The organism is Mesorhizobium sp. M1066, assembly GCF_040318635.1.
Classification (GTDB): domain Bacteria; phylum Pseudomonadota; class Alphaproteobacteria; order Rhizobiales; family Rhizobiaceae; genus Mesorhizobium.
Window position 1 is genome coordinate 44240 of sequence record NZ_JAMYMR010000022.1, and the last position, 26396, is coordinate 70635.

27 protein-coding genes are annotated in these 26396 nt (G+C 63.4%); 12 read left to right on the forward strand and 15 right to left on the reverse strand.

Annotation, left to right across the window (positions count from 1 at the left end; genetic code table 11):
• The first annotated feature begins 2 nt into the window (after positions 1-2).
• The 3 genes from NKH52_RS23515 (at position 3) to NKH52_RS23525 (ending at position 4003) form a co-directional block, all read left to right on the forward strand.
• Positions 3-2081: an acetate--CoA ligase family protein gene (locus tag NKH52_RS23515; protein WP_352734290.1), complete on the forward strand. Its 2079-nt coding sequence runs from the start codon at positions 3-5 to the stop codon at positions 2079-2081.
• Positions 2074-2856, forward strand: coding sequence for a carnitinyl-CoA dehydratase (locus NKH52_RS23520; protein WP_352734291.1), 783 nt, complete (start codon positions 2074-2076; stop codon positions 2854-2856). Before NKH52_RS23515 ends, NKH52_RS23520 begins: the two co-directional genes overlap by 8 nt.
• Positions 2857-3064: 208 nt before the next feature.
• On the forward strand, positions 3065-4003 hold the full coding sequence (locus NKH52_RS23525) for an alpha/beta hydrolase (RefSeq protein WP_352734293.1): 939 nt from the start codon (positions 3065-3067) through the stop codon (positions 4001-4003).
• Between the two features lie 28 nt (positions 4004-4031).
• Here the strand turns inward: NKH52_RS23525 and NKH52_RS23530 are convergent, their stop codons facing one another.
• The 5 genes from NKH52_RS23530 to NKH52_RS23550 form a co-directional block, all read right to left on the reverse strand.
• A complete protein-coding gene (locus NKH52_RS23530; RefSeq protein ID WP_352734295.1) occupies positions 4032-5690 on the reverse strand; it encodes an FAD-binding dehydrogenase in 1659 nt (552 codons plus the stop codon).
• A gap of 39 nt (positions 5691-5729) precedes the next feature.
• Positions 5730-6716 carry a Gfo/Idh/MocA family protein gene (locus NKH52_RS23535; protein WP_352734297.1) on the reverse strand — a complete coding sequence of 329 codons (987 nt, stop codon included), beginning with the start codon at positions 6714-6716 and terminating at the stop codon, positions 5730-5732.
• Positions 6717-7004: 288 nt separating this feature from the next.
• The gene (locus tag NKH52_RS23540; protein WP_352734299.1) at positions 7005-7580 is read right to left on the reverse strand and encodes a YceI family protein; all 576 of its coding nucleotides are present in this window, start codon (positions 7578-7580) and stop codon (positions 7005-7007) included.
• 68 nt (positions 7581-7648) lie between these two features.
• Positions 7649-8221 carry a cytochrome b gene (locus NKH52_RS23545; RefSeq protein ID WP_352734301.1) on the reverse strand — a complete coding sequence of 191 codons (573 nt, stop codon included), beginning with the start codon at positions 8219-8221 and terminating at the stop codon, positions 7649-7651.
• 203 nt (positions 8222-8424) lie between these two features.
• Positions 8425-9315, reverse strand: a complete 891-nt coding sequence (locus tag NKH52_RS23550) for a LysR family transcriptional regulator (RefSeq protein WP_352734303.1) — start codon at positions 9313-9315, stop codon at positions 8425-8427.
• A 96-nt stretch (positions 9316-9411) separates the two neighbouring features.
• Between NKH52_RS23550 and NKH52_RS23555 the strand changes: the two genes are divergently transcribed.
• A complete protein-coding gene (locus tag NKH52_RS23555) occupies positions 9412-10407 on the forward strand; it encodes an aldo/keto reductase (RefSeq protein WP_352734305.1) in 996 nt (331 codons plus the stop codon).
• A gap of 273 nt (positions 10408-10680) precedes the next feature.
• Here NKH52_RS23555 and NKH52_RS23560 read toward each other — a convergent pair whose 3' ends face one another.
• The 9 genes from NKH52_RS23560 to infC form a co-directional block, all read right to left on the reverse strand.
• Entirely contained in the window at positions 10681-11283 is a 603-nt protein-coding gene (locus NKH52_RS23560; RefSeq protein WP_352734307.1) for a nucleotidyltransferase family protein, read from the reverse strand.
• Between the two features lie 122 nt (positions 11284-11405).
• Complete coding sequence (pheT, locus tag NKH52_RS23565) at positions 11406-13814, reverse strand: phenylalanine--tRNA ligase subunit beta (protein WP_352734309.1); 2409 nt, start codon at positions 13812-13814, stop codon at positions 11406-11408.
• Entirely contained in the window at positions 13811-14233 is a 423-nt protein-coding gene (locus NKH52_RS23570; protein ID WP_352734311.1) for a GFA family protein, read from the reverse strand. Before NKH52_RS23570 ends, pheT begins: the two co-directional genes overlap by 4 nt.
• A complete protein-coding gene (gene pheS, locus NKH52_RS23575; RefSeq protein ID WP_352734313.1) occupies positions 14230-15327 on the reverse strand; it encodes a phenylalanine--tRNA ligase subunit alpha in 1098 nt (365 codons plus the stop codon). Before pheS ends, NKH52_RS23570 begins: the two co-directional genes overlap by 4 nt.
• Before the next feature lie 141 nt (positions 15328-15468).
• Positions 15469-15870: a 50S ribosomal protein L20 gene (gene rplT, locus NKH52_RS23580; protein ID WP_013528310.1), complete on the reverse strand. Its 402-nt coding sequence runs from the start codon at positions 15868-15870 to the stop codon at positions 15469-15471.
• 148 nt (positions 15871-16018) lie between these two features.
• Complete coding sequence (gene rpmI / locus NKH52_RS23585) at positions 16019-16222, reverse strand: 50S ribosomal protein L35 (protein ID WP_006201248.1); 204 nt, start codon at positions 16220-16222, stop codon at positions 16019-16021.
• 182 nt (positions 16223-16404) lie between these two features.
• Positions 16405-17049, reverse strand: a complete 645-nt coding sequence (locus tag NKH52_RS23590) for a methyltransferase family protein (protein WP_127289596.1) — start codon at positions 17047-17049, stop codon at positions 16405-16407.
• Between the two features lie 141 nt (positions 17050-17190).
• Positions 17191-17817 (reverse strand): methyltransferase family protein, encoded by a 627-nt coding sequence (locus NKH52_RS23595; RefSeq protein ID WP_023810607.1) that lies wholly within the window; start codon positions 17815-17817, stop codon positions 17191-17193.
• Between the two features lie 118 nt (positions 17818-17935).
• A complete protein-coding gene (infC, locus tag NKH52_RS23600; protein WP_023810608.1) occupies positions 17936-18472 on the reverse strand; it encodes a translation initiation factor IF-3 in 537 nt (178 codons plus the stop codon).
• Positions 18473-18677: 205 nt separating this feature from the next.
• Between infC and NKH52_RS23605 the strand changes: the two genes are divergently transcribed.
• From NKH52_RS23605 to NKH52_RS23620, 4 genes are all read left to right on the forward strand, one after another.
• Positions 18678-19448: an alpha/beta hydrolase gene (locus tag NKH52_RS23605; RefSeq protein WP_352734316.1), complete on the forward strand. Its 771-nt coding sequence runs from the start codon at positions 18678-18680 to the stop codon at positions 19446-19448.
• Positions 19448-20590, forward strand: a complete 1143-nt coding sequence (locus NKH52_RS23610) for a benzoate/H(+) symporter BenE family transporter (protein ID WP_352734318.1) — start codon at positions 19448-19450, stop codon at positions 20588-20590. The genes NKH52_RS23605 and NKH52_RS23610 overlap by 1 nt, the downstream gene beginning before the upstream one ends.
• A 117-nt stretch (positions 20591-20707) precedes the next feature.
• Positions 20708-21190, forward strand: a complete 483-nt coding sequence (locus NKH52_RS23615; protein ID WP_013528315.1) for a DUF2852 domain-containing protein — start codon at positions 20708-20710, stop codon at positions 21188-21190.
• Between the two features lie 200 nt (positions 21191-21390).
• Complete coding sequence (locus tag NKH52_RS23620; RefSeq protein WP_352611041.1) at positions 21391-22149, forward strand: M48 family metallopeptidase; 759 nt, start codon at positions 21391-21393, stop codon at positions 22147-22149.
• A 5-nt stretch (positions 22150-22154) separates the two neighbouring features.
• Here the strand turns inward: NKH52_RS23620 and NKH52_RS23625 are convergent, their stop codons facing one another.
• Positions 22155-22373, reverse strand: coding sequence for a hypothetical protein (locus NKH52_RS23625; RefSeq protein ID WP_352734320.1), 219 nt, complete (start codon positions 22371-22373; stop codon positions 22155-22157).
• Positions 22374-22487: 114 nt separating this feature from the next.
• On the opposite strand from NKH52_RS23625, the gene NKH52_RS23630 reads away from it, so the two are divergent.
• The 4 genes from NKH52_RS23630 (at position 22488) to accD (ending at position 26357) form a co-directional block, all read left to right on the forward strand.
• Complete coding sequence (locus NKH52_RS23630) at positions 22488-23147, forward strand: phosphoribosylanthranilate isomerase (protein WP_352734322.1); 660 nt, start codon at positions 22488-22490, stop codon at positions 23145-23147.
• 92 nt (positions 23148-23239) lie between these two features.
• Positions 23240-24490, forward strand: a complete 1251-nt coding sequence (gene trpB, locus NKH52_RS23635) for a tryptophan synthase subunit beta (protein WP_127289584.1) — start codon at positions 23240-23242, stop codon at positions 24488-24490.
• 2 nt (positions 24491-24492) lie between these two features.
• Entirely contained in the window at positions 24493-25332 is an 840-nt protein-coding gene (gene trpA / locus NKH52_RS23640; protein WP_352734324.1) for a tryptophan synthase subunit alpha, read from the forward strand.
• Between the two features lie 98 nt (positions 25333-25430).
• Complete coding sequence (accD, locus tag NKH52_RS23645) at positions 25431-26357, forward strand: acetyl-CoA carboxylase, carboxyltransferase subunit beta (RefSeq protein ID WP_027039954.1); 927 nt, start codon at positions 25431-25433, stop codon at positions 26355-26357.
• The last annotated feature ends 39 nt before the right edge of the window (positions 26358-26396 follow it).

A 26396-nucleotide genomic window follows, 5' to 3' on the forward strand; every position in this document is an offset into this window, starting at 1 on the left:
ATATGCATAAACTTGAGCGTCTCCTGCGGCCGAAATCGATTGCCGTCTTCGGCGGTGCGCAGGCTGCCGCCGTCGTCGCGCAATCGATCAAGATGGGCTTTGCCGGCGAGATCTGGCCGGTGCACCCGACCAAGGACGAGGTTGCCGGCCGCAGGGCCTATCGTTCGGTCGCCGATTTGCCGAGCGCACCGGACGCTGCCTTTGTCGGCGTCAACCGGCATTTGACCATCGAGGTGGTCAAGGCGCTAGCCGAACGCGGTGCTGGCGGTGCCGTCTGCTTTGCCGCCGGCTTCCTCGAAACCGAGGCCTATGACGACGACGGCGAGCGGCTGCAGGCCGAGCTGGTCGGGGCGGCCGGCTCGATGCCGATCATCGGGCCGAATTGCTACGGCCTGATCAATTATGCCGACGGCGCGCTTCTGTGGCCCGACCAGCATGGCGGGATAAGACTGGCCGAGGGCGGCAAGGGCGCCGCCATCATCACCCAGTCCTCCAACATCGCCATCAACATGACGATGCAGAGGCGCGGCCTGCCGATCGCCTTCCTGATGACCGCCGGCAACCAGGCGCAGACCGGTCTGTCCGAAATGGCGCTCGGCCTGATCGAGGACGAGCGGGTCACGTCGCTCGGCCTGCACATCGAGGCTTTCGATTCGGTAGCCGGCTTCGAGAGGCTGGCGGCACGGGCGCGCGAGCTGAAAAAGCCGATCATCGCCATGAAGGTCGGCCGTTCCGAACAGGCCAGGCAGGCGACCGTCTCGCATACCGCCTCGCTCGCCGGCTCGGACGCGGCCTCGGGTGCGTTCCTGCGGCGGCTCGGCATTGCGCGGGTCGATTCGATCCCCGCCTTCATCGAAGCGTTGAAGCTGCTGCACATCACCGGACCTTTGCCCGGCTATAGGCTGTCGTCGATGAGCTGCTCCGGCGGCGAGGCCTCTGTCATGGCCGACAGCGCCGAAGGGCGCTGGGTCAATTTCCCTGTGCTGACCGACAGCCACCGCGCCCATGTCAAATCGACGCTCGGGCCGCTGGTCGCGGTCGCCAATCCGCTCGACTATCACACCTTCATCTGGAACAACGAGCCGGCGATGACCGCCACCTTCACCGCCATGGTGTCGGGCGGTTTCGATCTCAACATGCTGGTGCTCGATTTTCCGCGCCCCGACCGCTGCTCGGTCACCGACTGGTGGGCGACGCTACGCGCCTTCGAATCGGCGCTGAAGACCAACAAGGCGCATGGCGCGATCGTCTCCTCGCTGCCGGAGAACCTGCCGGAGGAATACACCGCCGAGTTGATGGCACGCGGCATGGTGCCGTTGTTCGGCATTTCGGAAGCCATGGATGCCGCCGGGGCGGCGGCCTTCATCGGCTGGGCTTGGGCTGAACCGCAGGCGCAGCCAATCGACACGTCCGCATCCGGTGCGCCTGGCGGTGACCACGTCACGCCCGATGAGGCCGAGGCGAAGTCACGGCTGATCAAGGCCGGCCTGCCGGTGCCGAAGGGCGAACGCGCCGCCAATGCGGTCGAGGCGGTGATCTCGTCCATGGCGCTCGGCTTCCCGGTGGCGCTGAAGGCGCTCGGCGTCACTCACAAATCCGAAGTTGGCGCTGTCAGGCTCAATCTCAGGGATGCCGAATCCGTCAGCACCGCAGCGCATGACCTGCTGCCGCTCGGCACCGGGCTCCATGTCGAGCGCATGGTGCGCGACGGTGTCGCCGAACTCATTGTCGGCTTCACCCGCGATCCGATGTTCGGCGCGGTGATGACGCTCGGCACCGGCGGCGTGCTGGTCGAATTGTTGCGCGACAGCGTCACGCTGATGCTGCCGGCGACGCGCGACGACATCGAGGCGGCGCTGCGCGGCCTGAAACTGTTCCCGCTGCTCGAGGGCTATCGCGGCCGGCCGAAAGCCGATGTCGCGGCTGCCATCGATGCCATTTCGGGCATTGCCGCCTTCGTGCAGCAGAATGCCGGCGAGATCGAGGAACTCGACATCAACCCGCTGATCGTCTGTGCAGAAGGTAAGGGCGCCTGGATCGCCGACGCGCTGCTGGTGCTGGGAGACAAGAAGAATGTCTGACGTCATTTCGACCCGCCGCGAGGGCACCATCCTCGAGGTCACCCTCGACCGGCCCAAGGCCAACGCCATCGACCTGAAGACCTCGCGGCTGATGGGCGAGACCTTCAAGGCGTTCCGCGACGATCCGGAGCTTCGCGTCGCCATCGTCAAGACCGCCGGCGACAAGTTCTTCTGCGCCGGCTGGGATTTGAAGGCGGCCGCCGGCGGCGATGCGGTCGATGGCGACTATGGCGTCGGCGGCTTTGCCGGGCTGCAGGAACTGCGCGACCTCAACAAGCCGGTGATCGCTTGCGTCAACGGCATGGCGGTCGGCGGTGGCTTCGAGCTGGCGCTGTCCTGCGACCTCATCTACGCCTCGGACCATTCCTCCTTCGCGCTGCCCGAAATCCGCGCCGGTACGCTGGCCGACGCGGCGACGATCAAACTGCCGAAGCGCATCCCCCATCATGTCGCCATGGACCTTCTGCTCACCGGCCGCTGGATGGATGTCACTGAAGCGCATCGCTGGGGCCTGGTTAACGAAGTGCTGCCCAAGGAAAAGCTCGAGGAGCGCGTCTGGGAGATCGCCCGGTTGCTCGCCAGCGGCCCGCCGCTGGTGTTTGCCGCGATCAAGGAAACGGCGCGGGTGGCGGAATCGCTGACTTTCCAGGACGCGATGAACAGGGTGACGCGCCGGCAGCTGCCGACGGTCGATGCGCTCTACGGCTCCGAGGACAATATGGAAGGCTTTCGTGCGTTTGCGGAAAAGCGCGATCCGGTGTGGAAGGGGAAGTAGCAGGAACGATGGCGTTCCGTCACACCCCCCTCTGCCCTGCCGGGCATCTCCCCCGCAAGCGGGGAGATTGGATGTCGTTTCTGCTTTCGCCAATCGTCAACGTTGCAAGAAGAGCACCGCGATCGACGCTGTCGATCTCCCCCCTTGCGGGGGAGATGTCCGGCAGGACAGAGGGGGGTGCCCAGGTTCGACTTCGGCAGCCTCACTCATGACCGACTACAAAACCCTCATCGACGCCGAGACGTGGGCCTTTATCGAGCGGACCAATTCCTATTACCCGCCGGATACAATCGACTACACGATCGCGCAGCAGCGCGGGATTTATGACCGCATGTGCCGCGAGTTCTTTGCCGGCCATCCCGAAGGCGTTGCTGTCGAAACCTCAGCCATCGCGACGTCCACGCACGATATCCCGACCCGTATCTATCGAAGCCCACTCCAGGCAGCCGTGACGGTGCTCTATGTCCATGGCGGCGGCTTCATCCTCGGCGGACTGGACAGCCATGACGATGTCTGCGCCGAGCTTTGTGCCCGCACCGGCTATGAGGTGGTCTCGGTCGATTATCGGCTGGCGCCTGAACATCTGCATCCGGCCGCCTTCGACGACGTGATGAGCGCTTTCGAATGGGCCGCCGCGACCCCTTCGCACCCGATCCTGCTGTGCGGCGACAGCGCCGGCGGCAATCTCTGCGCCGCCGTCAGCCATGCAACGCGCGGCCATTCGAAAACGCCGATCGGCCAGGTTCTGATCTATCCCGGCCTCGGCGGCGACCGGTCGCAAGGATCGTACATAACGCATGCCGAAGCGCCGATGCTGACCACGCGCGATCTCGAATTCTACAAGAACATCCGCACCGGCGGGCAAGACGGCACCGGCGACATCACGCAGTCGCCGCTTGCCGACGCCGATTTCGCCAACCTGCCGCCGACCGTACTGATCACCGCGCAATGCGATCCCCTGTCGTCCGACGGCGAAGCCTATCGCGACCGCATCGTCGCGGCCGGCGGACGGGCATATTGGTTCGAGGAACCAGGGCTGGTGCATGGCTATCTCAGAGCCCGGCACACGGTGGGCCGCGCCCGAGCGAGTTTTACCCGGATCGTCGACGCGGTGGCCGCCCTTGGACAGGGCGCCTGGCTCTGGTGAGTGGTTCTATCGTCTCGCGGTTTGGGCCTTATTGCACGGCCGCGGCCGCCGCCCGACCGGCGCCGCGGCCGGAAAAGATGCACCCACCGAGGAATGTGCCTTCGAGCGCCGCATAGCCATGCACACCGCCCCCGCCGAAACCGGCGGCTTCGCCGACGGCGTAGAGTCCCGCGACCGGCTGGCCATCGGCATCCAGCACGCGGCTGTCGAGGTCGGTCTGCAGGCCACCCAGCGTCTTGCGGGTCAGGATGTTGAGCCGCACCGCAATCAGCGGGCCGTTTGCCGGGTCGAGCATCTTGTGCGGCTTTGCCGTGCGGATCAGCCGGTCGCCGAGATAGGCACGGGCGCCGCGCAAAGCGGTGATCTGCATGTCCTTGGAGAACGGATTGTCGAGCTGCCGGTCGCGGGCGCGGATTTCGCGCTCGACCTGGGCCACCTCAAGCAGCGGCTCACCGCCGGCAAGCGCGTTCATGCGCGCGACCAGCGCCGGCAAATCGGCCTCGACGATGAAATCCTCGCCTTTCTCCATGAACGCCTTGACCGGACCCGGAAGGCCAGATGTGGCGCGGCCGAGCACCTGGCGCCAGCTCTTGCCGGTCAAATCGGGGTTCTGCTCGGAGCCCGACAGCGCGAACTCCTTCTGGATGATCCTTTTGGTCAGGATGAACCAGGAATAGTCGAAGCCGGTGCTCATGATGTGGGAGAGCGTGCCCAGCGTGTCGAAACCGGGATAGAGCGGCACCGGCAAGCGCTTGCCGCGCGCATCGAGCCACAGCGATGACGGGCCGGGCAGGATACGGATGGCATGGTCGGTCCAGACCGGTGCCCAGTTCTTGATGCCCTCGACATAGTGCCACATGCGGTCGCGGTTGATGATCGAGCCGCCGGCCCGTTCCGTGATCGCCAGCATGCGGCCGTCGACGTGATCGGGCACGCCGGTGATCATGCTCTTCGGTGCAGCGCCGAGCCGTTGCGGCCAGTTTTCGCGGACAAGCTGATGGTTGGCGCCGATGCCGCCGGAGGCGACGATCACCGCTTGCGCGTGAAGCTCGAAATCGCCTGATATTTCGCGCGAACTCTTGTGGCCGCGCTCGACAGCGCTGGGCTGCAGGATGTCGCCACGCACACCGGTCACAACAGCGCCCGTGCGGGTCAATTCATTGACCCGGTGCCGGAACCTGAAGCTGATCAATCCACGCTTTTCCGCCTCGCGCACGCGCAGGACAAAAGGTTCCAGCACGCCGGGGCCGGTGCCCCAGGTGATGTGGAAGCGCGGCACCGAATTGCCATGACCTATGGCATTGCCGCCACCCCGCTCGGCCCAGCCGACGACGGGAAAGAATTTCAGGCCGCGCTGCATCAGCCATGAGCGTTTCTCGCCGGCGGCGAAGCCGACATAAGCTTCCGCCCATCTGCGCGGCCAGAAATCCTCGGGCCGGTCGAAAGCCGCGGTGCCCAGCCAGTCTTCCAGCGCCAGGTCATGCGAATCGCGGATGCGCATGCGCCGCTGCTCGGGCGAATCGACGAGGAAAAGCCCGCCGAACGACCAGAACGCTTGGCCGCCGAGCGACTGCTCCGGCTCCTGGTCAATCATGATGATTTTCTTGCCGGCCTCGGCAAGCTCGGCGGCGGCAACCAGCCCTGCAAGGCCGGCGCCGACAATGATCACGTCCGCATCGTCAGCCATCTTTCCTCCCAGAATTAGCCGGCTACTTTATTGCCGGGGTCAGACGGTCTCCCAGCCTTCTTTGACGCCGGCGCGGAAGATGGCATCGATGACTTTCTGATTGAGCACAGATTCCTCCAGCGTGAAGACGCGCTCCTTGCCGCCCTGTGCCGCACGCGCGAAGGTCTCGACCTCCAGCCGGTATTGCTGCGTGCCGGGAAAGCGGAACACCTGCGCCTCGGAGTGGTTCTGGTTGTGCAGTTCGACGCGGTGGTGGTCGTAGAGCCCGGCATTGAAAGGCGAGAACAACTCGATGAAACCCTTCTCACCGTGGAACACCATGACCTGGCGCGCCGCCATCTGCGTCGACAGGTAGAAGGACAGTTCGAAGTCACCGAAATCGGCGCGGATCGAGGAGTAGATGTCGGTGCCGAATTTCTGGTCGCGCTCGATCGTCGCCTGCACGCGCAGCGGCTCCTTGCCGGTCGAATAGCGCGTCGACACGGTCGGGTAGACGCCGATGTCGGGCAGCGCGCCGCCGCCGAGGTCGAGCTGGTTGCGCATGTTGCTGGGGTCGACGTTGTAGTAGGAGAATGCGCCCTGCACATGGCGCAGCCGGCCGATGGCGCCGCTGGCGATCAGGTCGCGCACCTTGATCCATTGCGGGTGGTAGATGACCATGAAGGCTTCGCAGACCAGCACCTTTTTCTGGTCGCGCAGCTTGATCAGCGGCAGGATGTCCTTGGCGTCGAGCGCCAGCGGCTTTTCGACCAGCACGTGCTTGCCGGCTTCGATGGCCTTTGCCGTCCATTCGACATGCTGCGAGGTCGGCAGCGGGATGTAGACGCCGTCGACTTCGTTGGAGGCAAGCAGTTCCTCATAGGAGCCGAAGGCATGGCGCGCGCCGAAGCGGTCGGCGAGCGCCTTGGCCTTCGACAGGTCGCGGCTGGCGATCGCCGACAGCACGCCGTTCTCCGCCTCGACCATGGCCGGCAACAAATGCTCGCGGCCGATCTTGGCCGTCGACAACACACCCCATCGGAACATCAGGCTTCTCCATCACGATTACAGGCCACGAGGTTTGCCCGAAATCGGGAGAAAAGCCAATTAGAGACTGTCCAACGAACCGCGCCTTCGTCATCCTCGGGCTTGACCCGATGATCCATGCCGCGACATCCGCCAAGGAATGCAGCGCAACGGATTCTGGACCGTGGCAACGCCTTGATGTCGCGGCATGGATCCTGGGGTCTGCGCCGCGTCGCTTCGCTCCTTGCTACGCCCCAGGATGACGATGCGCGAGGTGTGTCTGCCAATCGCAAAGGTGCTGACAGAGAGCTAACCCCTTTTCCCCGTCAGCGTCATGTCGAAGTCGACGATGTTGGAATAGATTGGCGTGCCGACATCCATGCCGTAGCGTGACCTCAACACCTTGCCGGTGACATGGAATTTTATGGTGCCAGCCTTGAGACCGCCAAGCTCGGCCGTGAATTTTTCCGGGAACGTCTTGCCGCGCGCCGTCAGCCTACCGGAGACCAGGGCCGTGGTGTCGCTGGTTCGGGTCACACTGGTCGAGCGGAACTGGATTTCCGGGCTGTTGGCGGCATCGAACACCGCGTCGGAGCGCAGGAAGGCATCGATACGGCCCTGGCCGGTGCCGACGCTTTCGGGAAAGATGGTGAAATTGACCTGCGAGCGCCCGACATCGCTGTTGTCGATGCGGATCGACCCCTTGAAGCGGGCAAAGGCGCCATTGAGGCCGCCGCCGCCGACCTTGTCGATGGAGAAGCGGATGCTGGAGCTGGCCGGGCTGATCGAATAGCTGCCGGCGGCGTCACCAAGCGCGACGGCCGCTGAAACAGGCATGGCAAGGCAAGCGGCGACCGCCGCAAATCCGAGGATGCGCGTGTACATGGGATGTTCCTTGTTGGAGGCAGCGCATTTCTTGCGCCCTCACTCCATGAACGAATGAACCGCTCGCTCTATTCCGGATCTGACGAAGGCGTGATCATGCGCGTGAGCACGCCATCCCTGAGCTGGAAATGATGCCGCAGTGCCGCCGCGACGTGGAGAGCCACGAGCGCCATACCGGCATAGGCGAGATACCAATGCGCCGCCGCCCAGAAGCTTTCGGCACCATCCGATTCGGCCAGCGGCAGGTTCGGCATGATGAACAGGTTGAACGGCAGGCTGGGAATCTCCAGCATCGAGACCGACACCAGCGCCCAGCCGGACAAGGGCAAGGCAAGCTGGAATGCGTAGAGCGCAAAATGGGCCAACGGTGCTGCCCGACGTTCCACAGACCCGACCGAACGCGGCAGCGCCGGCGTTGCATTGCCCAGGCGCCAGGCGATGCGCAGGATGATCAGGCCGAGCAGCAGAAAGCCGAGGGATTTGTGCAGCTGGATCAGTTCGAAGGCGGTGCGCTGGCTGGTCACCCGCACCATGACGAAGCCGAGTCCGAACTGGCCGATGAAGATGAGCGCAATCAGCCAGTGAAGAATGATCGCGCCCCAGCCATAGCGGGTGATGCTGTTGGTGATCGATGTTTGCATGGGACGTGAACGAACGGTGAGGCGGCTTTCTTCCGACGCGCGCTTCACCCTCCCCCTTGTGGGGAGGGTCGGCTCGCGGTCGGAGCGAAGCGAAGACTGCGAGACGGGGTTGGGGTGGGCCCTACGAGACCCCCACCCCGCTTCGCAAAAGCCGCCTTCGCGGCATTTTGCTGCGCGACCCTCGCCACAAGGGGGAGGGTGGGCTATCCACTCACCTTGAAGAAATCGACAAACGCCCGGAGCGCCGGGCGCATCTGCCGGCGGCTCGGATAATAGACGAAGAAGCCGTCGAAGGGCGGGCACCAGTCCTCCAGCACGCGGATCAGCCTGCCGTCGGCGAGCGGTGCGCGGACATAATCCTCAAAGACGAAGGCAAGCCCGGCGCCGTCGACCGCCGCCTGGGCGATCAGATGGTCCTCGTCGAGGATCAGCGGTCCCTCCACCGCCATCTCGATCCTCTCGCGGCCTTTTTCGAATTCCCAGCGGTAGAGGATGCCGCTGGAGAAGCGGAAGCGGATGCAGCGGTGATCGGCAAGGTCACGCGGGTGGCGCGGCTTGGGGCTCGCCTCGAAATGGACCGGGGCGCCGACCACCGCGCCGCGAAGGTCCGGCCCGATGCGCACCGCGATCATGTCACCCTGCAGGCTCTCGCCTAGCCTGACGCCAGCATCGAAGCCGCCTTCCACCACGTCGGTGAAGCGGTCCTCGATGGCGATCTCCAGCACGATGTCGGGATAGGCCGCCGCAAAGGCGCCCAGCCGCGGCGTCAGCACCAGATGCGCTGCCGTGCGCGGCACGGTCAGCCGCAGATTACCGGCCGGCCGATCGCGCGCTTCGATTGCCGTCTCCAGCGCCAGGTCGATCTCGGAAAGCGCCGGCCGCAATCGCTCGAGTAGTTGCGCGCCCTCCTCGGTCGGGGCAACGCTGCGCGTGCTGCGTGCCAACAGGCGCACGCCAAGCCGAGCTTCGAGGCTGGATACCGCGTGGCTAACCGCCGAAGGCGCGATGGCCAATTCCCTGGCTGCGCCGCGAAAGCTGCCGCATTGAGCGACAGTCGCCAGCACCGCCAGTTGTGAAAGATGCGCTCGATTCATTGATCTATCTTTTAGTACAGCCTGTGCGGATGAAAACCGATTATCGAACACAAGGCAAGGCGCTATTTCTGCCACATCGCAACAAGGAGACGCGTTATGCAAACCCGCAAGCTAGGAACTGAATTGAACGTCTACCCCGTCGGCCTCGGCTGCATGGGCATGAGCTTCGCCTATGGCGGCCAAGCGGAAGCCGATGCGATCGCCACGCTGCACCGCGCCGTCGACATCGGCGTCAATTTCTTCGACACGGCGGAAGTCTATGGCCCCTTCGAGAATGAGATCCTGCTCGGCAAGGCGCTGAAACCGGTGCGTGACAAGGTGACGATCGCGACAAAATTCGGCTTCAAGATTTTGGAGGAAGGTACAGGCCTCGACCGCATGGCGGGCGTCGACAGCCGCCCCGAGCACGTCAAGGCGGTCGCCGAGGCCTCGCTGAAACGGCTGGGCACCGATGTGATCGACCTCTACTACCAGCACCGCGTCGACCCCGACGTGCCGATCGAGGACACCGTCGGCGCCATGGCCGAACTGGTGCGCGAGGGCAAGGTGCGCGCGCTTGGCCTGTCCGAGGCGAGTGCCGCGACCATCCGCCGGGCCCATGCCGTGCATCCAATTGCTGCCGTGCAGAGCGAATATTCGCTGTGGAGCCGCGACCCGGAGGACGAGGTGTTCGCCATCTGCCGCGAACTCGGCATCGGCTTCGTTCCCTACAGCCCGCTCGGCCGTGGCCTGCTGACCGGCACGATCGCCAAGCCCGAGGCCTTGAGCGACGACGACTGGCGCCGGACCTTGCCGCGCTTCCAGGCCGAGGCGATGGAAGCCAATGCCGCCGTCATCGCCACGTTGGAAAAGCTGGCTGCTGAAAAGGCCGTGACCTCGGCGCAGCTGGCGCTGGCCTGGGTGCTGCACCAGGGCGATTTCATCGTGCCAATCCCCGGTGCAAGAAGGATCCGCCATCTGGAGCAGAATACGGCTGCGGCCGCGATCGAGCTGAGCGCGGCCGAGGTGCAGGCGATTGGTGAGGCGCTGTCGCCGGACAAGGTCGTGGGTAAGCGCTACACCGAGGAGTTGCTGGCGCTGGTGAATGGGTGAGCCTGATCACCACTTGGTAGTCGAAAGGGGCGCTTCGGCGTCCCTTTTGCGTGGCGCGGGACGTAGAAGATTGTGAGACCCTGGCGCGAGACACCCCCCTCTGGCCTGCCGGCAATCTCCCCCGCAAGGAGGGAGATTGGCAGCTCCACTGCCGGCACCTCTCCTTCGATGTTGGTGATTGGCGAAAGCCGGCGTGACATCCGATCTCCCCCCTTGCGGGGGAGATGTCCGGCAGGACAGAGGGGGGTGACTCGCGCCGACATTCCGGCATTCCTACCAAGCCACCACTGAGATCTCCGGCCAGTGCTCCTTCGCCCGCGCACCCTTCACCTCATGCGTTCGCTGGTTGTCCATCACCCGGTTCGGCACGATGCGAAACGAGAAAATGTCGTCGAGCCCGAATGGTGCAACCAGATCGAGCTGCCCATCCGCGTCGTATCGGACACCGACCGCGTGGGTCTTCGACGCGAAATAGCTGACGGATTCGCTGGAGCTGGAATAGCGCGGGCACGGTTGCCCGAATTTCTGCGGATACCACAGATGCACCCGCGCCTGGTTGCGCACCTCGACCGGCAGCGGCAGTCCTTCGAAATGCGCCGCCGCACGGCGGATGACTGTGTCCTCCGCCTCGTAGGACAGGTCGCTGTCATCGAAATAGAACAGATCGACATCCCTAATGCCATAGCCCGGCGGCTTGCCGGTCAGCTGGTTCCAGACGGTGTTGTAGAGCGCGCCGGAGACAATCAGCCAGTTCGGGAGGTCGAGCGTGCGCGCGCGCGTCAGCGCCTCGCAAACAAGAGGATCAGCCGAGACGATCTCAAGAAACGTCGTGCGTTGCGTTTCGAACGGGAGCCCGGAATAACGCAGATGGTCCATCCCCCTTTGGAGGGCGATTCGCCATCTGCTCGCAAGGCTCAGAGCAATTCCAGGAAAAGTGTGAAACGGTTTTCCCGGGAAAAGCGCAGAGCGCTTTCCCTTGGGAGTTTCGTCAGAACAATCTACCCGCGCAGAACGCCGCCCGTCTGCTTGCCGACATTCTCGACGATACGCTTGGCCAGTGCCTCGAAATCCTCGTCGGTCAGCGTCTTTTCGACCGGCTGGATCGACACTTCGATGGCAATAGACTTCCTGCCCTCGCCGAGCGAAGCGCCTTCGAAGATGTCGAAGACCGAAACGCCCGTGATCAGCTTCTTGTCGGCGGCGAGCGCCGCGCGGACCAGCGTGCCGGCCTCGACCGACTTATCGACGACGAAAGCGAAGTCGCGCTTGACCGCCTGGAAGGGGGACAGTTCCAGTTTCGGCTTGGTTTTCGTCGGCTTGGCCTTCGGCTCGGGCACAGCATCGACAAACACTTCGAAGCCGCACAGCGGGCCGGAAACATCGAGGCCTTCCAGCGTCTTCGGGTGGAATTCGCCGTAGGTGCCGAGCACGGTTTTCGGACCGAGCTTGATCGTGCCGGAACGGCCGGGATGATACCAAGCCGGGCCGCCGGCCTCGATCTGCAGCCGGTCGACAGGCGCACCGCAGGCTTCCAGTGCGGCGATCGCGTCGGCCTTGGCGTCGAACACGCCGACCGCACCCGAATTGCCGGCCCAGTTGCGGCCTGAACCGTCGAGCTTGGCGGTGCCGCGGCGCACGCCGGCGGCGACGCGCCGCTGCTGGTCGGCGCCGTCGCCCTCATAGGTGCCCGACACTTCGAACAGCGCCACGTCGCCGATACCCTTGTCGGCGTTGCGCTGGGCAGCAGCGATCAGCCCGGGCAGCAGCGAGGGCCGCATGTCGGACATGTCGGCGGCGATCGGGTTGGCGAGCTTCAGCGCCGTCTGGCCACCGCCGAACAGCTCGGCATGCTTGGCCGGAATGAACGACCAGGTGACGGCTTCCATCATGCCGCGCACGGCAAGCGCGCGCTTGGCGGTGCGGGTACGGACCTGCAGCGTGGTCAGTATCCTTGCGTTGACCGCATCATGCGCACCGAGCGGCTGCGGCGCGATGTTGTCGACGCCGTGGATGCGCATGACTTCCTCGACCAGATCTGCCTTGCCATCGACGTCGGGGCGCCAGGACGGCACGGCGACATCGACGACATCGCCCGATCCCTTCGGCTTGAAGCCGAGGCGCGACAGGATGTCGAGGCTTTCCGCCCTGGGAACCTCGATGCCGGTCAGCCTCTTCACTTCCGAAAGCGGGAAGGAAACGATCTTCGGCTGATAGCCGGCATAACCGACGACTTCCATTTCGGTCGGCGTGCCGCCGCAGAAATCGAGCACCAGTTTCGTTGCCAACTCGACGCCGGGAACCATGAATTCGGGGTCCACGCCGCGCTCGAAGCGGTAGCGCGCGTCGGTGATGATGCCGAGCGTGCGGCCGGTGCGCGCCGTGGTGATCGGATCCCAAAGGGCGGATTCGATCAGCACGTCGGTCGTGTTCTCGTCGCAGCCCGAATGCTCGCCGCCCATGATGCCGGCGATGGACTCGACGCCATTGTCATCAGCGATGACACACATTTCCGGCGTGAGCGTGTATTCGCGGCCGTCGAGCGCCTGCACCTTCTCACCATCGCGCGCGCGGCGCACGACGAGATTGCCGGAAACCTTGCTGGCGTCGAACACATGCAGCGGGCGGCCGCGGTCGAAGGTGACGTAGTTGGTGATATCGACCAGCGCGCTGATCGGTCTCAGCCCAATAGCGATCAGCCGCTGCTGCAGCCATTTCGGCGACGGCCCATTCTTGACGCCCTTGACCAGGTTGAGCGCGAAGCCAGGGCAAAGCTCCGGCGCTTCGATCGTTACCTTGACCGGACACATGCCATTGCCGACATGCGGCATGATGGCGCCGCCGACGAGGCGGCCAAGCCCGCTCGCCGCCAGATCCCTGGCGATGCCGTAGACGCTGGTGGCATCCGGCCGGTTCGGCGTCAAATTGATCTCGATGACCGGATCGTCGATGTGCGCATAGGCGGCGAAGCTGGTGCCGACCGGCGCATCCTCGGGCAGGTCGATGATGCCGTTGTGTTCGTCTGACAGTTCCAACTCGCGCTCGGAACACATCATGCCGTGGCTTTCGACCCCCCTGATCTTGCCGACCGCCAGCGTCACGTCGATGCCGGGCACATAGGTGCCGGGCGCGGCAAAGGCGCCGATCAGGCCAGCGCGGGCGTTTGGCGCTCCGCAGACGACCTGCACGGGTGGCTTGCCGTCGCCCGTATCGACAGTCAGCACGCGCAGCCGGTCGGCATCGGGATGCTGGACCGCCGTCAGCACCCTGGCGATGACGAAGGGCTTCAGGCTCGACTTGTCGTTGACATGCTCGACTTCGAGGCCGATCGAGGTCAGTCGCTCGACGATCTCGTCGAGCGTGGCGTCGGTCTCTAGGTGGTCCTTGAGCCAGGAGAGGGTGAATTTCATGGGACTGTTCCGTCTGGTCTTTTGACGCTTGATTTCAGATGTCTCGGCAGGTCGTCGGACATATGCAGGTAGGGGAGCTGCTCGCCGACATAGGCATGCAGCGTCGGCTGGAAATCGGCCGGGATGTCCATGGCGCCGAGCATGAAGTAGATGTCATCCTCCAGTCGCTCATCGACATAGGCGATGGGCGAGCCGCAGGTGCCGCAGAAAGAGCGCGTCACCGGGCCGTTCTCATACATCTTCAGCGCCTTGCCGGTGAACGCAACCTGATCGACCAGGAAGCCGACAAAGGCCGACACCGGCGCGCCGCTGGCCCGCCGGCAATCGCCGCAATGGCAATAGCTGACGTGATGCGGTTCGACTGATGCCTCGAACCGCACGGCGCCGCAGCGGCAGCCGCCGGCGAAGGGCGCTGTCATGCGCTCAGGCCCCCAAACAGCGTCGGCATGTCGAGCGGCCTGAACCCGTAATGCGACAGCCAGCGCACGTCGGCATCGAAGAAGGCGCGCAGGTCCGGCATGCCGTATTTCAGCATGGCGATGCGGTCGATGCCCATGCCCCAGGCAAAGCCCTGATATTCGTCCGGATCAAGCCCGCCATGGCGCAGCACGTTGGGATGGACCATGCCGCAGCCGAGGATCTCCATCCAGTCAGAGCCTTCGCCGAAGCGCACTTCGCCGGGCCTGGAGCGGTCGCACTGGATGTCGACCTCGAGGCTCGGCTCGGTGAACGGGAAGAAGGACGGCCGGAAGCGCATCTTGACCTGCGGCACCTCGAAGAAAGCCTTGCAGAACTCCTCCAGCACCCACTTCATGTTGGCGACATTCGCCGTCTTGTCGATCACCAGCCCCTCGACCTGATGGAACATCGGCGAGTGAGTGGCGTCCGAATCCTGGCGGTAGGTCTTGCCCGGAATGACAATGCGGATCGGCGGCTTCTTCGTCTCCATGGTGCGGATCTGCACCGGCGAGGTGTGGGTGCGCAAAAGCTTGCGCTCGCCCTTCTCATCCGGCTGGAAGAAGAAGGTGTCGTGCATCTCGCGCGCCGGATGGCCTTCAGGGAAATTCAGCGCGGTGAAATTGTAGTAATCGGTCTCGATATCCGGACCTTCGGCGATGGAGAAACCGAGGTCGCCGAAGATCGCCGCAATCTCGTCGATGACCTGGCTGATCGGGTGGATACGGCCGCGCTCGGCCGGCGACTGCCGCACCGGCAGCGTCACGTCGACCCTTTCGGCGGCGAGGCGTGCGGTGATCGCCACATCTTTCAACTCGGCCTTGCGCGCAGTCAGCGCATCTGTGACGCGGTTCTTGAGCCCGTTGATTGCGGGGCCTTTGACCTGACGCTGCTCGGCAGTCATGGCGCCAAGGGTCTTCAGCATCTCGGACACGGCGCCCTTCTTGCCGAAAGCAGCGATGCGCACGGCCTCGATGGCCGGCTCATCGGCGGCCGAGGCGATTTCGGCCAGAAGTGAGTTTTCAAGCGTATCCAGGCCAGTGGCTGCGTCGTTCACGGTCAAACTCGCTACGTTGGAAATCAGCTGAAAGTGAAAGTCACTTTTAAGTTGAAAGTTCAGGCAAAAGAAAAACCCGCGCCAGCCGTGCCAGCGCGGGTTCCCCAAATCAGAATTGCGAATGCTTGGGAAGCGCTGGTCTTAGGCGACAGCGCTTTCAAAAGCGTTCGGCGTGGTGTTCTTCAGATATTCGAGCGCCACCTTGGCCTTGGCGACCAGGGCTGCGAAAGCCTGCGGCTCATGGATGGCCATGTCCGACAGGATCTTGCGGTCGATCTCGATGCCCGACTTGTTGAGGCCGTCGATGAAGCGGCCATAGGTCAGGCCATGCTCGTGCGTCGCGGCGTTGATGCGCTGGATCCACAAAGCGCGGAACGAGCGCTTGCGGTTCTTGCGGTCGCGGTAAGCGTACTGCAGCGACTTTTCCACCGCCTGCTTGGCGATGCGGATGGTGTTCTTGCGGCGGCCGTAGAAGCCTTTCGCGGCTTTCAGGACCTTCTTGTGCTTGGCGTGCGAGGTGACGCCTCTTTTTACGCGTGCCATGTCATGATCTCCTTAAAAGCAATTCCAGGAAAAGTGCCTTGCGGTTTTCCGTTCGGAATTGCGTAAAACAAATGCGTGTCCGGACCGAATGATCTTATTTTGGCGAATGATGTTTTCCAAAAAGTCTGCAACTTTTTGGCATCATTCCCTAGAGACCGTTCGGCAGAAAATTCTTGATGACCTTCTTGCCATCCGGTTCAGCCAGAACCATCGTGCCGCGGGCATTTCGAATGAACTTGTTGGAACGCTTGATCATGCCGTGACGCTTGCCGGCAGCAGCCGACAGGACTTTACCCGTACCTGTGATCTTGAACCGCTTCTTGGCGGCCGACTTGGTCTTCATCTTGGGCATTTTGCTACTCCGTATTGTTGGCGCACTATCGCGCTTCTTGTTCGCTTCGGGCCGACCAAAGCCCGAAAAGCAAATGAAACCGCCACGGCATGCCCTGCCGGGCGGTTTTCTTGAACGGCGGTGCTATACGTCAAAGACGGCCCGCGCGCAACACCTGTGGAGATGCGGCGCTGTGTCCTTGGTCAGGGCAGCGTGAACCAGACCGGCAACATGCCTGACAGCTGGGCTCCGTCTATCAGCTCGAAGGCCGGCAGGGCGACGAGGAAGACCAGGCCGTCGAGCAGCGTGGTCAGCAACAGGCGGGGCTTGAAGCTGCCCGTATCGCCCTCCTGGTAGAGCGACAGCTTCGGGAAGAAGCGCGGCACCTTCTCCAGATAGGCCTGGTACGGCGCGCCGAGCGCTTCCTTGAGGAACTTCTCTTCGCGCAGGATGACGATGTGGAAGGCACCCGCGCACAGCAGCGCAAAGAGGATGATGCCGGAGAACGAGCCGATCTGGGCGCCGACGCCGGCCGCGGCCACGGTCGAGAACACATAGAGTGGGTTGCGGGTGATCGAGTAAGGCCCGCCGGTCACCACCTCGGAAGATTTGCGCCCGCCTATGTAGAGCGTCGCCCAAAGGCGCCCGACGATGCCGAGGAAAATCAGCAGCACGCCGAACATTTCGATCGACTCATGCACCCAGGTTTCAGGCGGAAACGTCGACTGACCAAATAGCAATGCTGCGAACAGCACGACCACGAGAACGGCAAGCACTATCCGGCGCATATGCTGGTAGTTGCCCAGCCCGTGTGCCTCGACGGGCGCAGACTTGATTTCATTTACCATGGCGGATCCGATCGTCGAAAAACTTGCCGGCGATCGCAGCTTCTGGCCAAGAAAACAGGGCCCCGCCGATCGTTGGGACGGCTTGCAGGATAATTCAGGCGGATTTAATGCATGTCGCCTCTTTTGACTGCCTACCGCAGCTCAATACAGCCAGAAGAGGACGGGAATTACACCGCTTTCCTGTCCGGACTCGATGAGTTCGAAAAACGGTATGGAAACCAGAAACATCAAGCCGTCGCGCAGCGTGTGATTGAAGATGCGCGGTGTGAAGGTGACCTCGGCCTGATCGCGATAAAGCCGGGGATTGGGAAAAAAACGCGGTACCCGTGCAACGTAGTCCTTGTACGGCGCCCCAAGCACGGTCGTCAAATGCCGTTCCTCGCGCAGCGTGACGATGTGGAACGCGGCCGCGCACAAAACCGCCGACGCTACCGCGACGATCGCGCTGCCGGTCTGAGTGCCGATGCCGACGGCCGCTACGGTGGAGAAAAAATACAGCGGGTTGCGCATCACCGAATATGGGCCGGTTGCAACCACTTCGGCCGACTTGCGGCCGCCGATATAGAGGATCGACCAGAGCCGGCCGCCGATCCCGATCAGTATCAGGGCGATCCCGTGCGCCTCTATGCGTTCGTGGGTTAGTTCATCGTGCGGGGAGCCGCCGAAGATCAGCAAAGCGCAAAAAGCGCCGATTAGCAGCGCCAGCAGGACGCGCCGGCGCCGCTGATAGCGACCCATTTCACTCGTAGAACGTGCCGCAGCGGTCATGGGAGAATCCTTTCGCCGCAACCAGAATCCTTGTCGAAGCAACTTGCGGAGAAATCATGGCGGAGGCAAAACAAAACAAAAGCCGCCGAAGCGGCCTTTGCTTTTGACGGGGATCGCTCTAGCGCGGCGACAGCACCATCATCATCTGGCGGCCTTCGAGCTTCGGTTCCGCTTCGACCTTGGCAATCGTCGCCACTTCCTCGCGGACCTTGTTCAGAAGCTGCATGCCGAGTTCCATATGCGCCATCTCGCGGCCACGGAAGCGCAGCGTCAGCTTGACCTTGTCGCCTTCCTCGAAGAAGCGGCGAACCGCCTTCATCTTGGTCTCGTAGTCATGGCTGTCGATGTTCGGGCGCATCTTGATCTCCTTGATCTCGATGACCTTCTGGTTCTTGCGCGCCTCGGCCGCCTTCTTCTGGTTGGCGTATTTCAACTTGCCGAGATCGAGGATCTTGACGACGGGGGGCACCGCATTGGGCGATATCTCGACGAGATCGAGCCCAGCCTCTTCGGCGAGCAGCAACGCATCGTTGATGGAAATATCGCCGCGGTTCTGGCCATCGGCGTCGATAAGCTGGACCCGGGGAACCCGGATGTCACGGTTGGAGCGCGGGCCATCCTTGGTCGGCGCCGCTGCTTTGAAAGGTCTGCGAATGGTCGTGGTCTCCTTGGCCGTTTCGTTCAGGATCTGTCAGTGTTGATGTGTGGACGCGCCAATGTGGTGAGCGCGCGGGCGGAGTCAATAGCACAGCATTGACAGAAAATCACCCTGATCGCTGCTCTGCACCAAACAAACAACATCGTGAGCACTTTTCGCCACGCCACCGTCCGTGTCACAAGACCGGCGTTGAGGAAAAGCCATGACTGCCACGCCCCCAAGCTTTCTGGATGTAGATGGATCGCGCATCGCGGTGCGCCATACTGCTGGCTCTGCGCCAGGCATCGTCTGGCTCGGCGGCTACAAGTCGGACATGCTGGGCACGAAAGCTCAGACGCTGTCGGACTGGGCGGCAAGCGAGGGCCGCGCCTTCCTGCGCCACGACTATTCCGGCCATGGCGAATCCGGCGGCGCCTTTGCCGACGGCACGATTTCGACATGGCTTGCGCAAAGCCTTGCCGTGTTCCGGCATTTCACCCGGGGCAGCCAGATCCTGGTCGGCTCCTCGATGGGCGCATGGATCGCGCTGCGCATGGTGCAGGAATTGCGCAAGGCAGGCGATAGCAACGTCGCCGGCATGGTGTTGCTGGCGCCAGCCCCGGATTTCACCGCCGACCTGGTCGAACCGGTGCTGACCAAGGCGCAGAAGCGCGATCTCGCCCAAAAAGGTTTCTTCGAAGAGCCGTCGGACTATTCCACGGAATCCTACATCTACACCCGCGCGCTGATCGAGGACGGGCGCTACAACCGGGTTATGACAGGCCCGATCGACACCCATTGCCCGGTGCACATCCTGCAGGGCCTGGCCGATGCGGACGTGCCTGCAAGCCACGCACTGAAGCTGGTCAGCTTGCTGCCCGCCGACGACGTGACACTGTCACTGATCCCTGACGGCGACCATCGCCTGTCGCGACCCCAAGATCTCGACATGCTGGTGCGGGCCGTCGATGCGATGGCGCAGAGGGGAAACTGATGCGCCTTTCCATCCCGATATCCGCCTTCGTCGCGGCGATCGTCGGCTTCGGCGGCACGCTGGCCATCGTCATCGCCGCCGCCACCGCAGTCGGTGCGACGCAGATCGAGACGGCAAGCTGGGTGACGACGATCTGCCTGGCTATGGCGATCGAGAGCCTGTGGCTGTCATGGCGCACGAAAATGCCTGTCATCACCGCCTGGTCGACGCCGGGCCTGGCGCTGATCGCGGCATCGAGCGGCTTTTCGATGAGCGAGGCCGTCGCCGCCTTCATCGTCACCGGCGTCCTTCTGATCGCCACAGGGCTGTTTCGGCCCCTGACCAAGCTGATCTCGAGGATACCGCCCTCCGTTGCCTCGGGCATGTTGGCCGGTATCGTCGTCACCTTCGCGCTCAATGCGGTGAAGACCATTCCGATCGACCCGTGGCTGATCCTGCCGCTGATCGCCGCCTTCTTCGTTATCAGGCTGTTCAACCCGGCGCTGTCGGTGCTGGCGGTTCTGATCGGCGGTGGCCTCGCCGCTTTCCTCACCGGCCGTGTCGGTGGCCTGCCGACACCGGAACTGTCGACGCTGACGCTGATTGCGCCTGACTTCACCACCAAGGCGGTGATTGGCCTGGCACTGCCGCTCTACCTCGTCACCATGGCGTCGCAAAACCTGTCCGGCCTCGCCGTGCTGCGCGCCGCCGGCTATCACCCGGAGCCCGGCCCGCTGATCGGCGTCACGGGCCTGTTTTCGCTGCTGTCGGCGCCGTTCGGCGGGCCGACGACCAATCTGGCGGCGATCTCGGCGGCGATCTGCACCGGGCCGGACGTCCACCCCGATCCCGCCGAGCGCTGGAAGACCGGGCCGTTTTATGCGCTCGCCTATCTCATCTTTGCTATTTTCGGCGCTTCGCTGGTGGCGATCTTCGCGGTGCTGCCGCAGAGCCTGATCGTGCTGGTGGCAGGCCTGGCGCTGATGGCGTCGCTCGCCAACGCGCTGTCTATCGCGCTGAAGGAAGAGGCGGATCGCATGGCCGCCACCGTCACCTTTGTCGTCACCGCGTCGGGCCTGACGCTGTTCGGCGTTGGCGCCGCATTCTGGGGCCTGATTGCCGGGCTGGTCGTGCTTTCCCTCGATATGATCAAAAAGCGATAATCATTTCAGATGCTTGTCCGGATTTGGCGGACATTGTCTTGAATCGCCGTTTTTCTCTTCCCATTTCGATTCCACGCAGCCGGGTTTGGCTGTCTCCAACCGAAGGAATGGGAGAAAATGAACACATCCGCATTGATCCGTCCGGCCTGGACGCCGGCAACCATCGCGTTGATGGTTGTGGGTTTCATGGTGTTCTGGCCACTCGGCTTCGCCATGCTCGCCTACATCATCTGGGGCGACCGCCTCGATGGCTTCAAGCGTGACGTCAACCGCGCGACCGACGGCATCTTCGCCGGATGCCGCCGCGGTTCCGACAAGGCTGCGCGCTGGGGCAATGGCTCCGCCCGCACCGGCAACGTCGCTTTCGACGACTGGCGCGAAAAGGAACTGGAGCGCCTGAACGAAGAGCGTCGCAAGCTCGACGAGATGCTGACCCAGTTCGACGAGTATGCCCGCGAATTGCGCCGCGCCAAGGACCAGGACGAGTTCGACCGGTTCATGGCCAACCGCAACAAGTCGACGGCTCCGACGAAGACCGATCCGGGCACTGGGACAACGACCACCAAGCGTGGCAAGGGTTCGAACCTGCTTGACGACTGAGGCCCGACGCATAACCCCGAAAACCGGAACCGGTTTTCGGAAAGGGTCATGCGCCAACTTAAAGTGCTACAGCGTCCTTTGCGCGTCCCAGAGGACGCGCGGCGCTGTAGGACAGGCCAAGGTATGACGACGGCGTCGCGCGAGCGGCGCCGTTTCTTTTTTGTTCTAGTCGTTTTTCTCGAATCGCGTATCGTCCCGCCATGACTCTCGGCTTCTTTCGCAATCTGACAAAGCCCAAGCCCACGCCTGTCGTGGAACGCGAATATTGCGTCGCCGGCCGCACGCTGCCGCTCAAGATCGTCGAGAGCGCCAGGGCGCGCCGAATGACGCTGCGCATCGATTCAGGCGGCCAGGGTCTGCGCATCACCGTGCCGCCAGGCCTGCGCCGCGGCGAGGTGGACAGGTTCCTCGAGCGGCACCAGGACTGGCTGGAGCAGCGACTGGCCAAGGTGCCGACGCGGCCGCAGGTGCGGCCCGGCATCAGGATCCCGGTGCGTGGCGTGGCGCACCGCATCGTCCATGAGCCATCAAAGCGCGGGACCGTGACGGTGTCGAGCGATGAGCGCGGCCCGCTGCTGATCGTGCACGGCGATCGCATACACCTACCGCGCCGCATCGCCGACTTCCTCAAGCGCGAGGCCAAGAAGGACATCGAGAAGCTGGTGCTCAAGCACACCCAGGCGTTAGGCAAACGCGCCAAGGCCGTCCGCTTCAAGGACACGTCGAGCCGCTGGGGCTCCTGCACCTCCGAAGGTAATCTGTCCTTCTCCTGGCGCATCATGATGGCGCCGTCGCCGGTCATCAACTATCTCGTCGCGCATGAAGTGGCGCATCTCAAGGAGATGAACCACGGTCCGAAATTCTGGAAATTGTGCGAAAAGCTCTGCCCCGACACCGATCGCTGCAAGGACTGGCTGAAGCGCAATGGCGGTGCGCTGCAGGCGATCATGTTCGAGTAGATCGCTCAGTCGTCGTTTGCGGCGTTCAAGTCCTCAGGCCGCAACCCCTCATCGCCATGATGCGGCCACGGCAGGAAATTGCCGTCGAATTCATCGCCGCGGAAATAGTCGAGCGCCCGGTGCGCTTCGGCGCCGTTGAAGGCAGCCTTGTCGATCAGGTGCGCGATGACCTCGCGCGCCTGCGCTATCTTCTGCCTGAGTTCGGCAATTGTCCTGTCGGTCATGATCGTGCTCTCCCGCCTTGCATCCTGTCCATTCATAGGTAGCGCCTTTGGCGTTGGCGGCAAACAGCATGCTTTTTCTCGACTCTTTTCGCTTTTCATGCCAATTCCCGCGCCATGGCACTCGACATCAAGATCTGCGGCTTGAAGACCGACGGGGCAATGGCCGCGGCGCTGGCCGGCGGCGCCAGCCATGTCGGGTTTATCTTCTTCGCCAAAAGCCCGCGCTATGTCGAACCTGCCGAGGCTGGCCGTCTGCGCGAGACTGCGCGCGGCAAGGCGATGGCGGTTGCCGTCACCGTAGATACCAGCGACGCCTTCCTTGATGAAATCGTTGCCAATATGCAGCCTGACATGCTGCAGCTGCATGGTGCGGAAACGCCCGAGCGCGTCGCCGAGGTCAAAGCCCGCTATGGCCTGCCGGTGATGAAGGCGCTGCCGCTCAGCGAGGCCGCCGATCTCGAACGGATAAAGCCGTTCATCGGCATAGCCGACCGGTTCCTGTTCGACGCCAAGCCGCCGAAAGGCTCAGAGCTGCCGGGCGGCAATGGTGTGGCCTTCGACTGGCACATCCTCGCCGGCCTTGACGGCAGCGTCGATTACATGCTTTCCGGCGGGCTCAACGCCGCCAATATCGGCGATGCCCTTCGGCTTGCCGACCCGCCCGGAATAGACATTTCCTCAGGCGTGGAAAGCGCGCCGGGCATCAAGGATCCGGCGCTGATCGAACAGTTTTTCCGGGCCGTCAGGGCCGCGCGGAACACCCGCGCAGCCTAGTAGTGCCTTAAACCAGAGCATGTCCCGGAAAAGTGGGAACCGGTTTTCCGACAAGGACATGCTTCATAAGTCAAGATGCCAGGAGATCGGCGATGAACAAGCCGGCGACACCCAATTCCTTCCGCACCGGACCCGATGAACAGGGCATGTTCGGCATTTTCGGCGGTCGTTTCGTTGCCGAAACGCTGATGCCGCTGATCCTCGATCTGGAGCGGCACTGGAACGAGGTCAAGAACGATGCGGATTTCAGGGCCGAGCTGACTGATCTGTCGACCCACTATGCCGGACGGCCGTCGAAGCTTTATTTCGCCGAGGGGCTGACCAGGCATCTTCGTGAGGTTTCCTCGGCGAAGGGCCTCGGGGGCGGCGCAAAGGTCTATTTCAAGCGCGAAGATCTGAACCACACCGGTTCGCACAAGATCAACAATTGCCTCGGCCAGATCCTGCTGGCCAAGCGCATGGGCAAGAAGCGCATCATCGCCGAGACCGGTGCCGGCCAGCATGGCGTGGCCTCAGCCACGGTTGCGGCCCGATTCGGTTTTCCCTGCGTCGTCTATATGGGCGCCACCGACGTCGCCCGGCAAAGCCCCAACGTCTTCCGCATGAAGCTGCTAGGCGCCGAAGTGCGGCCGGTGACCGCTGGTCACGGCACGCTGAAGGACGCCATGAACGAGGCGTTGCGCGACTGGGTGACCAATGTCGAGGACACCTATTACCTGATCGGCACCGCCGCCGGCCCGCACCCCTATCCGGAGTTGGTGCGCGACTTCCAGTCGGTGATCGGCATCGAGGCGCGGGCACAGATCCTCGAGCAGGAAGGCCGGTTGCCCGACACCATCATCGCCGCTGTCGGCGGCGGTTCGAACGCCATCGGCCTGTTCCATCCCTTCCTCGACGACAAAGAGGTTCGCATCATCGGCATCGAGGCCGGCGGACGCGGCCTCGACGGCATCGAGCATTGCGCCTCGATGAATGCCGGCGCGCCGGGCGTGCTGCATGGCAACCGCACATACCTCTTGCAGAACGCCGACGGCCAGATCATGGACGGCCATTCGATCTCGGCCGGCCTCGACTACCCCGGCGTCGGGCCGGAGCATTCCTGGCTGCGCGATTCAGGCCGCGTCGAATACGTGCCGATCCTCGATGACGAGGCGCTGGAGGCCTTCAAGCTGACGACGCGCGTCGAAGGCATCATCCCGGCGCTGGAATCGGCGCATGCTATCGCGCATGCGGTGAAGATCGTGCCCGCCATGGACAAGGACCAGATCGTCATCGTCAACCTGTCCGGCCGTGGCGACAAGGACGTGCATACGGTGGCTTCGATGCTGGGCATGGAGATCTGATCATGGCCACCCGCATCGACCGCCGCATGGCGAAGCTCAGGAACGAAGGCCGCCCGGCGCTCGTCACCTATTTCATGGGCGGCGACCCCGACTACGACACCTCTTTGTCGATCATGAAGGCACTGCCCAAGGCTGGCGCCGACATCATCGAGCTCGGCATGCCGTTCTCCGATCCGATGGCCGACGGCCCGGCGATCCAGGCAGCGGGCCTGCGGGCGCTGAAGGGCGGCCAGACGCTGGTCAAGACGCTGAAGATGGCGTCCGACTTCCGTGCCGGCGACAATGAGACGCCCATCGTGCTGATGGGCTATTACAATCCGATCTACATCTATGGCGTCGACCGCTTCCTCAAGGACGCGATCGCCAGCGGCATCGACGGGCTGATCGTCGTTGACCTGCCTCCGGAGATGGACGAGGAACTGTGCATTCCGGCGCTCAAGGCCGGCATCAATTTCATCCGGCTGGCGACGCCGACCACCGACGACAAGCGCCTGCCGAAAGTGCTGCAGAACACGTCGGGCTTCGTCTATTACGTGTCGATGACCGGCATCACCGGCTCGGCGCTGGCCGACACCGGCAAGGTGGCGGCGGCGGTCAAGCGCATCAAGGGCCACACCGACCTGCCGGTCTGCGTCGGCTTCGGCGTCAAGACCGCCGAGCAGGCTCGGGTGATCGGCGCCAATGCCGACGGCGTCGTTGTCGGCACCGCGATCGTCAATGCGGTGGCCAATGTGCTGGGACCGAAGGGCGAAAAGACCGCCGATCCGGCCGAAGCCGTCGCCACGCTGGTCAGCGGCCTTGCGCAAGGCGTGCGCTCGGCCCGCCTTGCTGCTGCCGAATAGTTCTCCTACCTCAGCTTTTGCGCATGTCGTTATCCCAAAACCGGTTTCCACTTTTGGGCGACATGCACTAACTCTTCGTCAGGACAGGAGCCGAAGCGATGAACTGGATCACCAATTACGTTCGCCCGAAAATCAATTCGATGCTCGGCCGGCGCACCGACATGCCCGAGAACCTCTGGATCAAGGATCCGGAGACCGGCGAGATGGTGTTCCACAAGGACCTGGAGTCCAACCAGTTCGTCATTCCGTCCTCCGGCCATCACATGAAGATCTCGGCCAAGGAGCGGCTGAAATTCTTCTTCGATGGCGGCAAATACGAGACCCTGGACAACCCCAAGGTGATGCAGGATCCGCTGAAATTCCGCGACGAGAAGCGCTATGTCGACCGGTTGAAGGACGCCAAGGCCAAGACCGGCCTTGAGGACGCGATCATCAATGCACTGGGCACCGTCGAGGGTCTGCCGGTGGTGGTCACGGTGCAGGACTTCGCCTTCATGGGCGGCTCGCTCGGCATGGCCGCCGGCGACGCCATCGTGCATGGCTTCGAAGTGGCCCTGCAGCGCAAGCGGCCGCTGATCCTGTTCGCTGCTTCCGGCGGTGCCCGCATGCAGGAAGGTATTTTGTCCCTGATGCAATTGCCGCGGACAACGGTCGGTGTCGACCGGCTGAAGGAAGCCGGCCTGCCCTACATCGTCGTTTTGACCAACCCGACCACGGGCGGCGTGACCGCCTCCTACGCCATGCTGGGCGACGTGCACATTGCCGAGCCCGGCGCGCTGATCGGCTTTGCCGGACCGCGCGTCATCGAACAGACGATCCGCGAGAAATTGCCCGACGGCTTCCAGCGCTCCGAATATCTGATGGAGCACGGCATGGTGGACATGGTGGTGTCGCGGCTGGAGCTGCGCGAAACCATATCGCGGCTGCTCAAGATGCTGCTCAAGCTGCCGGAGGAGCAAAAGCCGCTGGAGCCGGAAATCCTGCCGCCGGCGGTGGTCGCCGCGGAAGCTCGGCCGCAAGCCTGAAGCGACACGAAGCGCCGCGGCCGCGATTGCACGACGGCT

Excerpts from the sequence above, each read along its gene's own strand:
- trpB (WP_127289584.1), top strand. The coding sequence starts at position 23,240 with ATGAACAAGCCGGCGACACCCAATTCCTTCCGCACCGGACCCGATGAA.
- trpA (WP_352734324.1), top strand. The coding sequence starts at position 24,493 with ATGGCCACCCGCATCGACCGCCGCATGGCGAAGCTCAGGAACGAAGGC.
- pheT (WP_352734309.1), bottom strand. The coding sequence starts at position 13,814 with ATGAAATTCACCCTCTCCTGGCTCAAGGACCACCTAGAGACCGACGCC.
- rplT (WP_013528310.1), bottom strand. The coding sequence starts at position 15,870 with ATGGCACGCGTAAAAAGAGGCGTCACCTCGCACGCCAAGCACAAGAAG.
- NKH52_RS23595 (WP_023810607.1), bottom strand. The coding sequence starts at position 17,817 with ATGACCGCTGCGGCACGTTCTACGAGTGAAATGGGTCGCTATCAGCGG.
- NKH52_RS23525 (WP_352734293.1), top strand. The coding sequence starts at position 3,065 with ATGACCGACTACAAAACCCTCATCGACGCCGAGACGTGGGCCTTTATC.
- NKH52_RS23615 (WP_013528315.1), top strand. The coding sequence starts at position 20,708 with ATGAACACATCCGCATTGATCCGTCCGGCCTGGACGCCGGCAACCATC.
- NKH52_RS23540 (WP_352734299.1), bottom strand. The coding sequence starts at position 7,580 with ATGTACACGCGCATCCTCGGATTTGCGGCGGTCGCCGCTTGCCTTGCC.
- NKH52_RS23620 (WP_352611041.1), top strand. The coding sequence starts at position 21,391 with ATGACTCTCGGCTTCTTTCGCAATCTGACAAAGCCCAAGCCCACGCCT.
- NKH52_RS23610 (WP_352734318.1), top strand. The coding sequence starts at position 19,448 with ATGCGCCTTTCCATCCCGATATCCGCCTTCGTCGCGGCGATCGTCGGC.
- NKH52_RS23625 (WP_352734320.1), bottom strand. The coding sequence starts at position 22,373 with ATGACCGACAGGACAATTGCCGAACTCAGGCAGAAGATAGCGCAGGCG.
- NKH52_RS23630 (WP_352734322.1), top strand. The coding sequence starts at position 22,488 with ATGGCACTCGACATCAAGATCTGCGGCTTGAAGACCGACGGGGCAATG.
- NKH52_RS23535 (WP_352734297.1), bottom strand. The coding sequence starts at position 6,716 with ATGTTCCGATGGGGTGTGTTGTCGACGGCCAAGATCGGCCGCGAGCAT.
- NKH52_RS23590 (WP_127289596.1), bottom strand. The coding sequence starts at position 17,049 with ATGGTAAATGAAATCAAGTCTGCGCCCGTCGAGGCACACGGGCTGGGC.
- NKH52_RS23515 (WP_352734290.1), top strand. The coding sequence starts at position 3 with ATGCATAAACTTGAGCGTCTCCTGCGGCCGAAATCGATTGCCGTCTTC.
- NKH52_RS23550 (WP_352734303.1), bottom strand. The coding sequence starts at position 9,315 with ATGAATCGAGCGCATCTTTCACAACTGGCGGTGCTGGCGACTGTCGCT.
- NKH52_RS23605 (WP_352734316.1), top strand. The coding sequence starts at position 18,678 with ATGACTGCCACGCCCCCAAGCTTTCTGGATGTAGATGGATCGCGCATC.
- NKH52_RS23520 (WP_352734291.1), top strand. The coding sequence starts at position 2,074 with ATGTCTGACGTCATTTCGACCCGCCGCGAGGGCACCATCCTCGAGGTC.
- NKH52_RS23555 (WP_352734305.1), top strand. The coding sequence starts at position 9,412 with ATGCAAACCCGCAAGCTAGGAACTGAATTGAACGTCTACCCCGTCGGC.
- rpmI (WP_006201248.1), bottom strand. The coding sequence starts at position 16,222 with ATGCCCAAGATGAAGACCAAGTCGGCCGCCAAGAAGCGGTTCAAGATC.
- NKH52_RS23530 (WP_352734295.1), bottom strand. The coding sequence starts at position 5,690 with ATGGCTGACGATGCGGACGTGATCATTGTCGGCGCCGGCCTTGCAGGG.
- NKH52_RS23570 (WP_352734311.1), bottom strand. The coding sequence starts at position 14,233 with ATGACAGCGCCCTTCGCCGGCGGCTGCCGCTGCGGCGCCGTGCGGTTC.
- NKH52_RS23560 (WP_352734307.1), bottom strand. The coding sequence starts at position 11,283 with ATGGACCATCTGCGTTATTCCGGGCTCCCGTTCGAAACGCAACGCACG.
- NKH52_RS23545 (WP_352734301.1), bottom strand. The coding sequence starts at position 8,221 with ATGCAAACATCGATCACCAACAGCATCACCCGCTATGGCTGGGGCGCG.
- accD (WP_027039954.1), top strand. The coding sequence starts at position 25,431 with ATGAACTGGATCACCAATTACGTTCGCCCGAAAATCAATTCGATGCTC.